General features: G+C 58.2%; 12 protein-coding genes. 8 read left to right on the top strand and 4 right to left on the bottom strand.

What is annotated here, in order from left to right; translation table 11 throughout:
- Window position 1 precedes the first annotated feature (1 nt).
- Together ppgK and HMPREF3104_RS05810 are read left to right on the top strand one after the other, a co-directional pair.
- Complete coding sequence (gene ppgK / locus HMPREF3104_RS05815) at window positions 2-760, top strand: polyphosphate--glucose phosphotransferase (protein ID WP_070494776.1); 759 nt, start codon at window positions 2-4, stop codon at window positions 758-760.
- Window positions 761-872: 112 nt separating this feature from the next.
- Complete coding sequence (locus HMPREF3104_RS05810) at window positions 873-2,390, top strand: RNA polymerase sigma factor (protein WP_083278958.1); 1,518 nt, start codon at window positions 873-875, stop codon at window positions 2,388-2,390.
- A 124-nt stretch (window positions 2,391-2,514) separates the two neighbouring features.
- Here HMPREF3104_RS05810 and HMPREF3104_RS05805 read toward each other — a convergent pair whose 3' ends face one another.
- From HMPREF3104_RS05805 to HMPREF3104_RS05795, 3 genes are all read right to left on the bottom strand, one after another.
- Window positions 2,515-3,123, bottom strand: coding sequence for a DUF4190 domain-containing protein (locus HMPREF3104_RS05805; protein ID WP_070494775.1), 609 nt, complete (start codon window positions 3,121-3,123; stop codon window positions 2,515-2,517).
- 384 nt (window positions 3,124-3,507) lie between these two features.
- A complete protein-coding gene (locus tag HMPREF3104_RS05800) occupies window positions 3,508-5,214 on the bottom strand; it encodes a DEAD/DEAH box helicase (RefSeq protein ID WP_070494809.1) in 1,707 nt (568 codons plus the stop codon).
- A gap of 47 nt (window positions 5,215-5,261) precedes the next feature.
- Window positions 5,262-5,519: a DUF3039 domain-containing protein gene (locus HMPREF3104_RS05795; protein WP_371327056.1), complete on the bottom strand. Its 258-nt coding sequence runs from the start codon at window positions 5,517-5,519 to the stop codon at window positions 5,262-5,264.
- A 63-nt stretch (window positions 5,520-5,582) separates the two neighbouring features.
- On the opposite strand from HMPREF3104_RS05795, the gene HMPREF3104_RS05790 reads away from it, so the two are divergent.
- The 6 genes from HMPREF3104_RS05790 to galE all read left to right on the top strand — a co-directional run bounded on the left by HMPREF3104_RS05790 (window position 5,583) and on the right by galE (window position 11,117).
- Window positions 5,583-6,065: a DUF3099 domain-containing protein gene (locus tag HMPREF3104_RS05790; protein WP_083278957.1), complete on the top strand. Its 483-nt coding sequence runs from the start codon at window positions 5,583-5,585 to the stop codon at window positions 6,063-6,065.
- A 39-nt stretch (window positions 6,066-6,104) separates the two neighbouring features.
- The gene (locus HMPREF3104_RS05785) at window positions 6,105-7,652 is read left to right on the top strand and encodes a DUF7782 domain-containing protein (RefSeq protein WP_246816367.1); all 1,548 of its coding nucleotides are present in this window, start codon (window positions 6,105-6,107) and stop codon (window positions 7,650-7,652) included.
- 16 nt (window positions 7,653-7,668) lie between these two features.
- Window positions 7,669-8,103, top strand: a complete 435-nt coding sequence (dtd, locus tag HMPREF3104_RS05780; RefSeq protein WP_070494773.1) for a D-aminoacyl-tRNA deacylase — start codon at window positions 7,669-7,671, stop codon at window positions 8,101-8,103.
- 215 nt (window positions 8,104-8,318) lie between these two features.
- Window positions 8,319-9,323: a sigma-70 family RNA polymerase sigma factor gene (locus HMPREF3104_RS05775; protein WP_052204000.1), complete on the top strand. Its 1,005-nt coding sequence runs from the start codon at window positions 8,319-8,321 to the stop codon at window positions 9,321-9,323.
- A 112-nt stretch (window positions 9,324-9,435) separates the two neighbouring features.
- Window positions 9,436-10,125: a metal-dependent transcriptional regulator gene (locus HMPREF3104_RS05770; protein WP_052203998.1), complete on the top strand. Its 690-nt coding sequence runs from the start codon at window positions 9,436-9,438 to the stop codon at window positions 10,123-10,125.
- An 11-nt stretch (window positions 10,126-10,136) separates the two neighbouring features.
- Window positions 10,137-11,117 (top strand): UDP-glucose 4-epimerase GalE, encoded by a 981-nt coding sequence (gene galE, locus HMPREF3104_RS05765; RefSeq protein ID WP_070494772.1) that lies wholly within the window; start codon window positions 10,137-10,139, stop codon window positions 11,115-11,117.
- A 16-nt stretch (window positions 11,118-11,133) separates the two neighbouring features.
- On the opposite strand, the gene HMPREF3104_RS05760 is transcribed toward galE, so the two are convergent.
- Window positions 11,134-12,255, bottom strand: coding sequence for a DUF4192 domain-containing protein (locus HMPREF3104_RS05760; protein WP_168156360.1), 1,122 nt, complete (start codon window positions 12,253-12,255; stop codon window positions 11,134-11,136).
- Window positions 12,256-12,280 lie beyond the last annotated feature (25 nt).

The following is a 12,280-nucleotide window of genomic DNA, read 5'->3' as shown; positions in this document are numbered from 1 at the left end:
TATGACAACTTCCAACTTAGGCGTGGGTATTGACGTCGGCGGTTCCGGTATCAAAGGTGCAATTGTTGATTTGGATACGGGTGAGTTCGTATCTGAGCGCGTGAAAATTGCCACCCCGAAACCGGCCACGCCCCAGGCAGTTGGTGAAGTGGTTGCAGAGGTCGTGCGCCAGCTCGAGTGGGACGGCCCAGTTGGCGTTGCGTTGCCAAGCGTGATCAAAAATCAGGTTGCGGTGACTGCTGCCAATATCGATAAAGCGTGGATTGGTACCAATTGCCATGACCTTTTGGCCACACACTTGCCTGGCCGGGAGCTCTCCATTCTTAATGACGCAGATGCGGCCGGCCTTGCCGAAGTCGCTTTTGGCGAGGAGCAGGCCAAGCAAAACGGTGCCATCTTCCTCACGTTTGGCACTGGCATCGGCTCCGCATTTTTCGCGGACGGCAAGCTGTTTCCAAATACCGAATTGGGCCATCTGCTTATCGACGGAGTGGAGGCCGAACACCTCGCGTCCTCCGCAGTCAAAGACAACGAGGACCTGAGTTTCAAGGACTGGGCTAAACGCGTAGATACGGTACTGCACGAGTTTGACCGCCTGTTCAACCCGAGCGCGTTCATTGTTGGCGGGGGTATTTCCCGCAAGGCTGACAAGTGGGTGCCGCGTCTGACGGTGGATGTGCCGGTCATTCCGGCGAAGCTTCGCAACCGTGCAGGTATTGTGGGCGCCGCGATGGCGGCGTATGAACACGTCAAGCCATAACATGATTTGACGCTCTGCGCGGCGGGTCGGTGGAATATTATTTCTCGTCCGCTGTTACTATGGGCGTTCTGAATAGCGGGACCGTATTTGTTCAATAGGCGAAAGGGCGTACGTGGTAGCCAGGAAAGCTTCGGGCACTAATTCCGTCAATGACGCGGATGTGACTGCCTCCGGCGGCGACTCTGACAGCGCGGCTGGTAAGGCAGCAGCTAAGCCCGCCCGGAAAACTGCCAAGAAGACGGCGAAAAAGACGGCCAAGAAGACCGCGAAGAAAACCGCCAAAAAGGCTGTGAAGAAGACCGCCAAGAAGACGGCGAAGAAAACGGTCAAGAAGACTGCGAAGAAGGCGGTAAAGAAGACCACGCGTAAGGCGGCGGTAAAAGCTGCAGTTGATGAGGCACTTGAGTCAACTGATACCGAGCTGAACCTTGACAATGACGAGGTTGATGCGGAGGACGACGGCCGCGATATTGACTACGATCCTGATCTTCTTGATGAAGACGATGAGGATGACTTTGGCGAAGGTCTCGATGAAGACGACGTAGACGAAGACGACGTCGATGAAGATGATGTCGAACGCGATGAGGACGAAGAGGACGAAGAGGACGAGGAAGAAGACTCGGGCGCCTCTGTCTGGGACATCGAGGAGTCCGCTGCGCTGCGCCAGGCGCGCAAGGACGCACAGCTGACCGCTTCCGCTGACTCTGTTCGCGCATACCTCAAGCAAATTGGCAAGGTTGCTCTGCTGGACGCTGAGCAGGAGGTGTCTCTGGCTAAGCGCATTGAGGCAGGTCTTTATGCCCAGTACCGCTTGGATGAGATGACCCGTGCGGCGGAAGAGGGAGATGCAGAGGCAAAGCTCACCCCCACCGTGAAGCGCGATCTGCGTGCTGTTGCTCGTGATGGACGCAAGGCAAAGAATCACCTCCTTGAGGCGAACCTTCGCTTGGTTGTGTCCCTTGCTAAGCGCTACACCGGCCGCGGTATGGCTTTCCTTGACTTGATCCAGGAAGGCAACCTGGGCTTGATTCGCGCTGTGGAGAAGTTCGACTACTCCAAGGGCTACAAGTTCTCCACCTACGCAACGTGGTGGATCCGCCAGGCCATTACCCGTGCCATGGCCGATCAGGCACGCACCATCCGTATTCCGGTGCACATGGTCGAGGTAATTAACAAGCTTGGCCGCATCCAGCGTGAACTGCTGCAGGATCTTGGCCGTGAACCGACGCCGCTTGAACTGGCGAAGGAAATGGACATCACCGAAGAAAAGGTCCTTGAGATCCAGCAGTATGCTCGTGAGCCGATCTCGCTTGACCAGACGATTGGTGATGAGGGCGATAGCCAGCTCGGTGACTTCATCGAGGACTCCGAGGCGGTTGTCGCGGTGGACGCGGTGTCCTTTACTCTGCTCCAGGATCAGCTGCAGGATGTGCTGCACACCCTGTCCGAGCGTGAGGCCGGCGTGGTTCGTTTGCGCTTCGGTCTTACCGACGGCATGCCGCGCACCCTCGACGAAATCGGCCAAGTCTACGGTGTTACTCGTGAGCGTATCCGCCAGATCGAGTCCAAGACGATGTCGAAGCTGCGCCACCCGTCGCGCTCCCAGGTGCTGCGCGACTACCTGGACTAAGGACAAAGGACAAAGGACTAGGTAGGACCGCACTGGCGCAAAGCTAAAGCCCGAGCAATTGCTCGGGCTTTAGCTTTGTCGCTTTAGTGCCTGCGAAACTGTGGCAGCTAGTTACTGCGTCAGGTTAGTTGCTCTCAAACTTTTCAAGCAGGCGCTCTTCAACACACTTCTCAAGTGCCGCAGGGTCATCCATGTACTGCTCACAGCCTTGCACCTGGTTCCAGATCCAAAAACCGAAAATAAGCAGCGCTGCGCCAACCAGGAGCGAAATGATACCGGTGACAAGGCCACCAATGGCCATTCCCTTGCGGGTCTGCACCGGGTACCCGCCAGCAGCCGCCTGAATCTCCTTGGCCTTGCGCTGGCCCATCACGCCCAACACGATTGCGGCAATACCGCCAGGGACAGCAATCCACGGAAAGAGCAGGAGCAGTAGCAGGGAGACGATGCCAACGATCAACGCCGCAAGCGCGAGGTTGTTCGCAGGTGCAGGGGCACCAGTGCTGTAGGCCGGCTGAGCGTACTGCTGGTTGTAGCCGTTGGCGTTATATTGCTGGCCGTAAGCAGAGTCATAGTTCTGCTGCCCATAGCCACCCTCGCCGTAACCGTTTTCGCCGTAGCCATTAGCGCCGTAGTTATTGGCGCCGTAGTTATTATCGCCGTAACTATTTTCACCGTAGCTGGTGTAGCCCTCTGGATGGTTGAAGCCGTCATTGTTCGGATTGTTGGTCATGATTTTCCTCACTTACGTTAGAGATTTGTATGAAGAAACTGTACCAGCCAGAAATTACTAGCCGCAGAGGTAGCTGATTCGCACACCGAGATTGTGAACAGTGGATGAGGTCTTGTGGTGGCCGGTCGTGCTCGTTGGCGCTGGGCGGTCTGGTTTCAACAAATATGCAGGGGAAGATATGCAGGTCCCCAGGTCACGAGAATTTTTCATTAACGGCGTCTTATTGAAAAAACGCTCTGACCATTACTCCTGCATATCTTGTCCTGCATATCTGTGTTTCGACGCTGTCCGCCGGCCGCTTATTCTGGCGCCGCCCCCCATTCTGGCGGAAGGAGGGGCGCCGGTGCCGTTCGGCGAAAATGCAGGGCTCCGATTCTGCGGAAACTACCAGCCGCGGAGGTAATTAATTCGCTCGCGCAGCTGCTCGGCGTTGCACAGCGCCGTCGGCGGTCCCCCGCAGGCCTTACGGGCCTCGGTATGAATCGCACCGTGCGGCCGGCCGGTCTTGCCGGCAACAATGGCCACTCGGGCGTTGAGTTCCTTACGCAGCTGCGGGATTTCGTCCGCAGCAACGCCAGCGGCGCTCTCCTCGCTCGCACCAGAATGCTCGGGCTCTGGCTGTTTGACGGGCTCGCCGTAGATTTTCGCGCGCTCAATCTCAGCACGCTCGGCAGCCTTGCGTGCCTTCTCCTCCGCCTCACGCGCGTCCAACTGATCGCTTTGGCGCTTGCGCAGCAGGGCTTTGACCTGCTCCGGGTCAAGCAGTCCCGGCAGCCCCAAGAAGTCTTGCTCCTCCGCGGAGCCGGCAAGGGTTGGGGTGCCGTACGTGGAGCCGTCGAAAATCAGCGAATCTAGCTCCGCCGAAGCACCGATGGCCTCGTAGTTGGACTCTTCGTCCGGTTCAGTTTGCGTCCGGTTCGCTTGTTCCAGAAGCTCATCGGACCACCCGGATTCGCGGTGTGGTTTGCCCAGAACATGGTCACGGGACACTTCCATCTCCTCGGCCAACTGCAACAGCACCGGCACAGAGGGCAAGAACACGGACGCGGACTCCCCCGGCAGGCGGGAGCGCACGAAACGCCCGATCGCCTGCGCGAAAAACAATGGCGTCGAGGCGGAGGTTGCGTAGACGCCTACCGCCAGGCGCGGCACGTCCACGCCTTCAGACACCATGCGGACAGCCACCATCCATTCGTCGGTGGAGGCCGAGAATTCGTCGATACGCGCGGAAGCCCCCGGCTCATCTGACAAGACGACAGTGACTGGGGTGGAGCTGATCTTCTCCAAAATGCGAGCGTAGGCGCGCGCGGTGGTCTTGTTGGTAGCAATGACCAGGCCGCCGGCATCGGGCATGTTCACGCGCAGCTTCAACAAACGTGTGTGAGCCGCACTCAGCACAGCCGCAATCCAGTCGCCTTTCGGATCAAGTGCCGTACGCCACGCCTTTGCGGTCTGCTCCGCATTCAATGGCTCACCGAGGCGTGCCGAATACTCCTCCCCCGCGGAATCTTTCCACTGCGCCTCACCCGAATAGGCAAGGAAGACAACGGGGCGCACAACGCCGTCACGCAGCGCCTCGGCGTAGCCGTAGGTGTAATCCGACTCCGAGATCAGGTGGCCCTCGCCGTCCTCGACGTAGCGGACAAACGGGATCTGCGAGTCGTCGGAACGAAACGGCGTACCCGTCAGCGCCAAGCGGTGCTCAACATCGTTATAGGCCTCATACACACCATCTCCCCAGCTGCGGGCGTCACCAGCATGGTGGATCTCGTCCAAAATCACCATGGTTTTGCGCGCGGACGCCACCGCATGGTGCTTAAACGGGTGCATACCCACCTGGGCATAGGTCACCACAATGCCGTGATAGGAAGCATTGACGGCAGACGAGTTGGTGAAATTCGGATCCAGCGAAAGCCCAAAACGTTTCGCCGATTCCGCCCACTGGTGCTTCAGGTGCTCCGTTGGCACCACCACGATGATGCGCTGCACGGACTTCGCCTCATGGAGGCGAGACGCCAGCGTCAACGCAAAGGTGGTTTTACCCGCACCTGGGGTAGCCACAGCCAGAAAATCGCGTGGCATGGTGCGCATGAACTGGTCAAGCGCCTCCTGCTGCCACGCGCGCAGGTTGGAAGCGGTCACTTCCTGCGCAACCCCTTAAAAATCCGCTCGCAGTCCGGGCACACCGGGGACCCCGGCTTGGCCTGCTTTTTCACAGGGAAGGTCTCCCCGCAAAGTGCAACCACCATCTTGCCGGAGACAGCGGAATCAATGATCTGGTCCTTCTTTACGTAGTGGAAGAACTTTGGGGTTCCGTCGTCGGTGGTCGACGATGTGTCTTCTCGTATGTCTGTGCGCTCGAGCGTCTTCGTCGTCGTATTCACGCCAACCATCATGCCCCACGGACCCCACATTCGGACAACGGGCTGGGTGTAGCAATGCGTTAGAGTGAAAAGCCTATGGGCGCTACGGATAACCACTTCCACGATCAACAGCCGACGGTTGATGTGGATGTTGAGGATGTTGAGGCATCGTCGACAAAGCGGCGTGTGCGCAGGCGGCGTCGTGTGTTGATTACAGATGCGCAGCGTTCCCCTGAGCTCAATCGCCGTTCGCGCGAGAAGCAGTACATGATTTTGCAGGGCATCCGTATGCCGTTACTGGCGCTGTCGATGGTTTCTGCGTTTGCGTGGAACAATTGGTGGCTCGCCTCGATCCTGTTTGTGGTTTCTATTCCCCTGCCGTGGTTGTCAGTGATGGTGGCTAATGGCCAGGGTGAGAAGCGTGATGCACGTCAGCGCAATGTGTATAAGCCTGCGGTGATTCGTGAGGAGCAGCGCTTGGAGGCGGCGCGGCGCGCCGAGTTGGAAGCTGGTTCCTCGGGCAGTGATGACAGCACGGGGGCGCTCAGTATCATCGAGCACGAAGAAAAGCCTGAGTAGCTACCCTCAGGCAGATAACCGCGTAAAGGAACTTGTGTGGTGAATTCCCCTATCCCCGATGCTTCGTTGTTGCGTGAGCTTGCAGATGTTTTGTCAGCCGCCTCGTTTACTGCCGACGGCATCGCGGCGCATTTGGGTCCGGATGCTACGGATGCCCTGTACCGCGGTGAGCCGGGTGTGGTGTTGCACGCCACGCGCGGTGGTTCGCAGTTGGATCAGTTGATTAGGTTTTTCCTGTTGCGCCGCCCGTTTCCGCCAGAGCAGATAACACAGATGCTTGGTCGTGACCTTGGACTTTTGCTTATCGACGCCTCGTTGACCACCCCAACCCCCTCCGGCGAGATCACCATCGCTTTTGACATTCGCCCACATGTGATTGCGGGACATGAGCGGCTGGTGGTGTCTGATTGTGATGCTTCGGTGACTGACGTTGTGCCCGGCCGTGATCACGTGTTGGGTGTGGGCGCCGCGTCGCTGTCACTGCTGTCTGCAACCCCCGTAACGCCGGTGGATCGGGTGCTGGACTTAGGTACTGGCTCTGGCGTTCAGGCGCTTGCGCAGGCTGGCGTTGCGCGCAAGGTGGTTGCTACTGACATTCACCAGCGCGCGCTGGACCTCGCCGAGGTTACCTTGGCCGCGAACAGGGTGGATAACGTCGAGCTGCGCCAAGGTGCGTGGTTTGCTCCTGTTGAAGGTGAACGGTTCGATCGCATCGTGGCAAACCCGCCGTTTGTAGTCGGGTTGCCTGAGGTTGGCCACGTATATCGGGATTCGGGTTTGTCCCTGGACGGCGCAACGGAACTTGTGGTCCGTGAGACTCCTGACCACCTGGCTGAAGATGGCACCGCATGCATCTTGGGCGCTTGGGTCCACACTGTTGATGAGTCGTGGCAGTCGCGCGTTGCGTCGTGGCTTCCATCGGAGGGCGTCAGTGCCTGGGTACTGCAGCGTGATGTGGTGGATCCGGGCATGTACGTGTCTACCTGGCTGAAAGATGAGTCGCTTGACCCACGCTCGCCCGAAGCCATCGAACGCACCCAAGCCTGGCTTGCCCATTTCGATGACAACAACGTTCACGCGATTGGGTTCGGTTGGGTATTTTTGCGAGACATTGGCGATCACCCCAGCGAAATCACCGCTGAGGAACTCAGCCATCCGTTTACCGATCCCCTAGGTCCTGAGGTAGAGGAGTATTTCCTCCGCGCCGCCTGGCTGCGCGACAAAGATGCAGACGATGTACTGGATTCGAGGTTTCTGGTGCGCCCAGGTGTGGCGATTGAAGAGGTCTCGGTTGCAGATACGGAAACCGGCATGGGCTTCACAGAAGAGGTAGTACGCGTCACCCGCACAGACGGCCCACGTTTCTCCCACGAAATCAACGCCGATCTGCGCACGGTGCTTGCCGGCCTACACCCGAATGGGTTAGTACTGCGAAATGTGGTGGGGATCTTCGCATCATCACGCGGGATAGAGGGCGATCAGGACGTTGCCGCGCTTGAACAAAGCGCCGTGGCCGCGATTACAGATTTGGTGCGCCACGGTGTTGTTGTCCCCGCTGATATCACTGAAATCGACGACGGGATCTAAGAAGGAGCGAAGTCAAATGAAGGCAGTGCTAACGCGTGTGTCCAGCGCCTCTGTAACTGTGGACGGCGAGGTAGTTGGAGTAATCGACTGCCCTGAAACCGGAGGGATCCTCGCGCTTGTAGGCGTAGGCGTAAACGATGCAGCGGATGCGTGGGAAACAGTTGCACGCAAGATCGCTGAGCTGCGGATCCTCGACGGTGAGCTCAGTGTCACCGACGCTGCTGCCCCAGTGTTGTTGGTCAGCCAGTTCACGCTGATGGGTCGCACCGCAAAGGGGCGTCGCCCATCATGGTCAGGCGCAGCCCCAGGTGATGTTGCCAAACCCGTGATGGACAAGATTGCAACAGCATTGCGCGAAAGAAATATTCATGTTGAAGAGGGCATTTTCGGCGCTGACATGCAGGTTGCAAGCGTGAACCAGGGTCCGTTTACCGTCATTGTTGAGGCCTGATCCCGAAACGATAGACAACCCCTAGACCGCGTGGTAAAAATCACATAACGCGTGATCGGATCCCATGTTCATTCCATTGGACACCGGTCAACCCATAAGCCAGACTGTACATATTCTGCACGGATGCTGTGTGTCTGGAACTGCGGGAACATTTTCGCCTTTGGCGGCGTTAGCAAGATGGACTCAAAAAATTAAAGGGATCGAGGAGGCAGCACTTGACTCAGCCGGATCATGCCCCGGATCACGCCAATGCCGCAGAAACCCAAGAGGTTGACCGTGGCAGCCGCAGGAACCAGACCAACGATAACCCGTCGGCAGATCTTGTCCGCGTTTACTTGAACGGCATCGGCAAGACCGCACTCCTCAACGCGGAAGAAGAAGTTGAGCTAGCCCAGCAGATTGAGGTTGGTCTTTACGCCCAGCATCTGTTGGATGACCCTGAGGTCAAACTCACCCGCGCTAAGAAGCGTGATCTGAAGATCCTGGCCAAGCAGGGCCGCAAAGCACGCGCACACCTGCTTGAGGCAAACCTCCGCCTCGTTGTTTCCTTGGCCAAGCGGTACACTGGCCGCGGCATGCCGCTGCTTGATCTGATTCAGGAAGGCAACCTGGGCCTTATTCGCGCTATGGAGAAGTTTGACTACTCCAAGGGCTTTAAGTTCTCCACGTACGCAACCTGGTGGATCCGTCAGGCCATTACCCGGGGCATGGCTGATCAGTCCCGCACGATACGCCTTCCAGTCCACTTGGTAGAGCAAGTAAACAAGCTTTCACGCATTCGTCGTGAGATGTACCAGTCCTTGGGACGTGAGCCGACGAATGAGGAGCTCTCGGAAGAATCCGGCATTCCGGAGTCCAAGATTGAAATGCTGCTGCGCCAGTCCCGTGACCCGGTAAGCCTTGACATGCCGGTTGGTGCGGATGAAGAGGCACCGCTGGGAGACTTCATCGAGGATGCCGAGGCAACCGACGCTGAGGACGCTGTGGTTTCCGCCCTGCGCCATGATGACATCCAGGACATCATCAACGGTCTTGAACAGCGCGAGCAGGACGTTATCCGGCTGCGATACGGCTTAACGGACGGTGTGCCGCGCACACTTGATCAGATTGGCCGCCAGTACGGGTTGTCGCGGGAACGTGTCCGCCAGATTGAGCGTGAGGTTATGGCGAAGCTACGCGTGGGTGAGCGCGCAGATCGCCTGCGTGATTACGCTCTGTAGCTGAGCATGGGCCCGTCGATAGTCCGATGGGTCCTTTCATATGTGCCGAGCGTTTGGCTGATTGGCTAAAGTATTTTCGTATCTACTGCGTTTGTTTTGAGAGGCAAAGATTATGCGTGATCTCGTAGACACCACGGAAATGTATCTGCGTACCGTGTACGAGCTTGAAGAGGAGGGCATCACTCCCCTGCGTGCGCGCATCGCTGAGCGCCTGGAGCAATCCGGGCCGACGGTGTCTCAGACCGTTGCCCGCATGGAGCGAGACGGACTCATTGTGGTTGAGCGGGACCGCTCCCTATCGCTCACGCCTGAAGGGCGGAAGCTTGCCACCGCTGTGATGCGCAAGCACCGTCTCGCAGAGCGCCTGCTGACCGACGTGCTTGGCTTGGACATTGCCAAGGTGCACGACGAGGCGTGTCGCTGGGAGCACGTCATGAGTGATGAGGTTGAACGTCGCGTCGTTGCGGTGCTGGAGGACCCTACTCGCTCACCGTTTGGCAACCCGATTCCGTCCCTGGAAGATGTTGGCGCAGCCTCCACAACTGATGCCCAGAACGGGACCCGCGCAGTTGACCTACGTCTGGATGAACCGGCAACCGTCAAGGTTGTCCAGATCAGCGAGATCCTGCAGCAAGGCACTGAGGTGCAAAATCCAGTGATCTCCCTTGGGGCTCTCGTTGGGCAGACGGTGACGCTTACCCCATTGGAAAACGGTGGCGTAACGCTGACTACCCAAGATGATGAGACTGTAGAGCTCGCGCCTGAATTCGCCCACGCACTTCGCGTAGAGCTGACTAAGTAGGAGTACCCCCTTTGAAACTGGTAGTAACCGGCGGCGCTGGCTATGTCGGCAGCGTTTGTACCGCAACTTTGCTTGAAGCGGGCCATGACGTTGTAGTTGTAGATGACTTGAGTACAGGCAACCGTGACGCGGTGCCCGCCGGCGCAACGTTTGTAGAGGGCCGTATCGAAGACGTCATTGATCACGTGCTTAGTGCTGGTGATGTTGACGGCGTGCTGCATTTTGCGGCCCGCTCCCTTGTAGGTGAGTCCATGACGGAACCTGCAACCTACTGGCACGACAACCTTGGCGTTTCTCTCCAGCTGCTAGACTCCATGCGCACCCATGGGGTGAACTCGCTGGTCTTCTCCTCCACCGCCGCAACCTACGGCGAGCCGGAGGAAGTGCCGATTGTAGAGACTGCGCCAACGCGCCCGACAAACCCCTACGGTGCGACCAAGCTATCCATTGATTACGCCATTACCTCCTACTGCCAGGCGTACGGGATGGCGGCAACCAGCCTGCGCTACTTCAACGTGGCAGGCGCCTACGGCTCAATCGGTGAAAACCACAAGACTGAAACGCACCTGATTCCGCTTGTGCTCCAAGTGGCAATGGGTTACCGCGACAAGATCATGGTTTTTGGCGATGACTGGCCGACCAAGGACGGCACCTGTGTGCGTGACTACATCCACATTCGAGATCTAGCGGATGCGCACCTGCTTGCCCTGGAGGCTAACACGGCTGGCGAGCACAAGATTTACAACCTCGGCTCCGGTGACGGCTACTCGGTGCTTGAGGTTATCCAGGCCTGCCGGGAAGTCACCGGGCATGAGATCCCAGCGGAGGTTGCGCCCCGCCGCGCTGGTGATCCTGCGGTGCTGGTTGCGTCCTCGGAGAAGATCCAGGCGGAGCTTGGGTGGAACCCCACCCGTACGGAGCTTGGCCGGATCGTGCGTGACGCATGGGCGTTTACCCAGGAGTTGGGTGACGCCTCCCATAGCGCACGCTGATCCTCGTGCACTTGCCTTAGTATTCACGGGTTTCAGGCTCTAGGTCTGCCAGCTCTTCCCACATCTCATCGCAGCCAAAAGCTGCGGTTTCCAGCATGTTTTCGTGTTGCCCAGCGCGCAAGAGCTGTTTGAGGATGTAGGACAGCGAGTGATTGGGCAGTGCGTCTTCGGCGCTTTCTAAGGCTGCGGTTGCCCAGTTTGAGAGCTTGAGTTTCACGGCAATGACGGCCCAGATACTCAACGCATTGGCTCGGATGGCGCCGCTGTAGGCGCGGGCGATGGTGAGCATTGCTACTCCGGTTTCCAGCGGGTGTTCGAGTGCGACATTGAAAAGGCAATCGCGCAGTTTGGATTTGGTCAGCGTTGTAGCGATGAGTTCGGCGTTTTCTGTGGTGCCGAAGACCTCCTCGATTGTTTGGCGGCAGGTTTGACCGATGAGTGGCTGCGGGGTTACGTCTTTGAGGATTTCGCAGGCTCGCTCCATTTCGGTGCGGACTTTCTCTGGGTAGAGCGCGATGTGGGCGACAAGGCGTGCACCGCGGCGTCGCAATTGTGTGCATTGTGCACTTGTGGCTTCCCACTGCCCTGCTTCGGGTTCGAAGTATGCGCGGGTGTCTTCCCTGTCTAGTTCGGGAAGTGCGCCTTGTGCGATGAGTGCTTGCATGGTGGGTTGCGCCATGACGGAGCCAACAGTGCCTGATACCCAGCTGTCGGGTACTCCTGCACGGATGAGCTGGTCCATGGGTGGTCCGAAGATGAGGCTGTATGGGGTGTAGTTGGCTATTTCGGAGGCGTGCCAGCAGGCGTCGACAAGCGGGAGCCCACTTGGGTCGGTGAGTTCGAGCAGGGTGTTGATGGCTGCGCGGGCTGTTTTTGAGTTGGGGATGCGGGTAACCAGGATGGCGAAGTGGCCGACGGCTTCCATGATGTCTTCGGCTGGCACGTTGTCGAGTACGTCTTGGAGACGGTCGGCCAGGCTCAGGTCGACGCGGAAGACGGGTCCGTACAATGCCTCGCTGCTTCCTGGCTCGGCGTAGGCAGTGACGATAATGACGGACTCTTGGGGGTAGTAGCCCAAGACTCCGGGGATTGAGGCGATGAAGTTGCCTGGGTGGGTAATTGCGGTATCTGAATTCATAAAGTGTGTCATGCATATTCAGACC

It is taken from the genome of Corynebacterium sp. HMSC30G07 (genome assembly GCF_001806945.1).
GTDB classification, from domain to species: Bacteria; Actinomycetota; Actinomycetes; order Mycobacteriales; family Mycobacteriaceae; genus Corynebacterium; species Corynebacterium riegelii.
The sequence above is the reverse complement of the archived record's forward strand: the minus strand, read 5'-3'. Positions and strand labels throughout refer to the sequence as shown.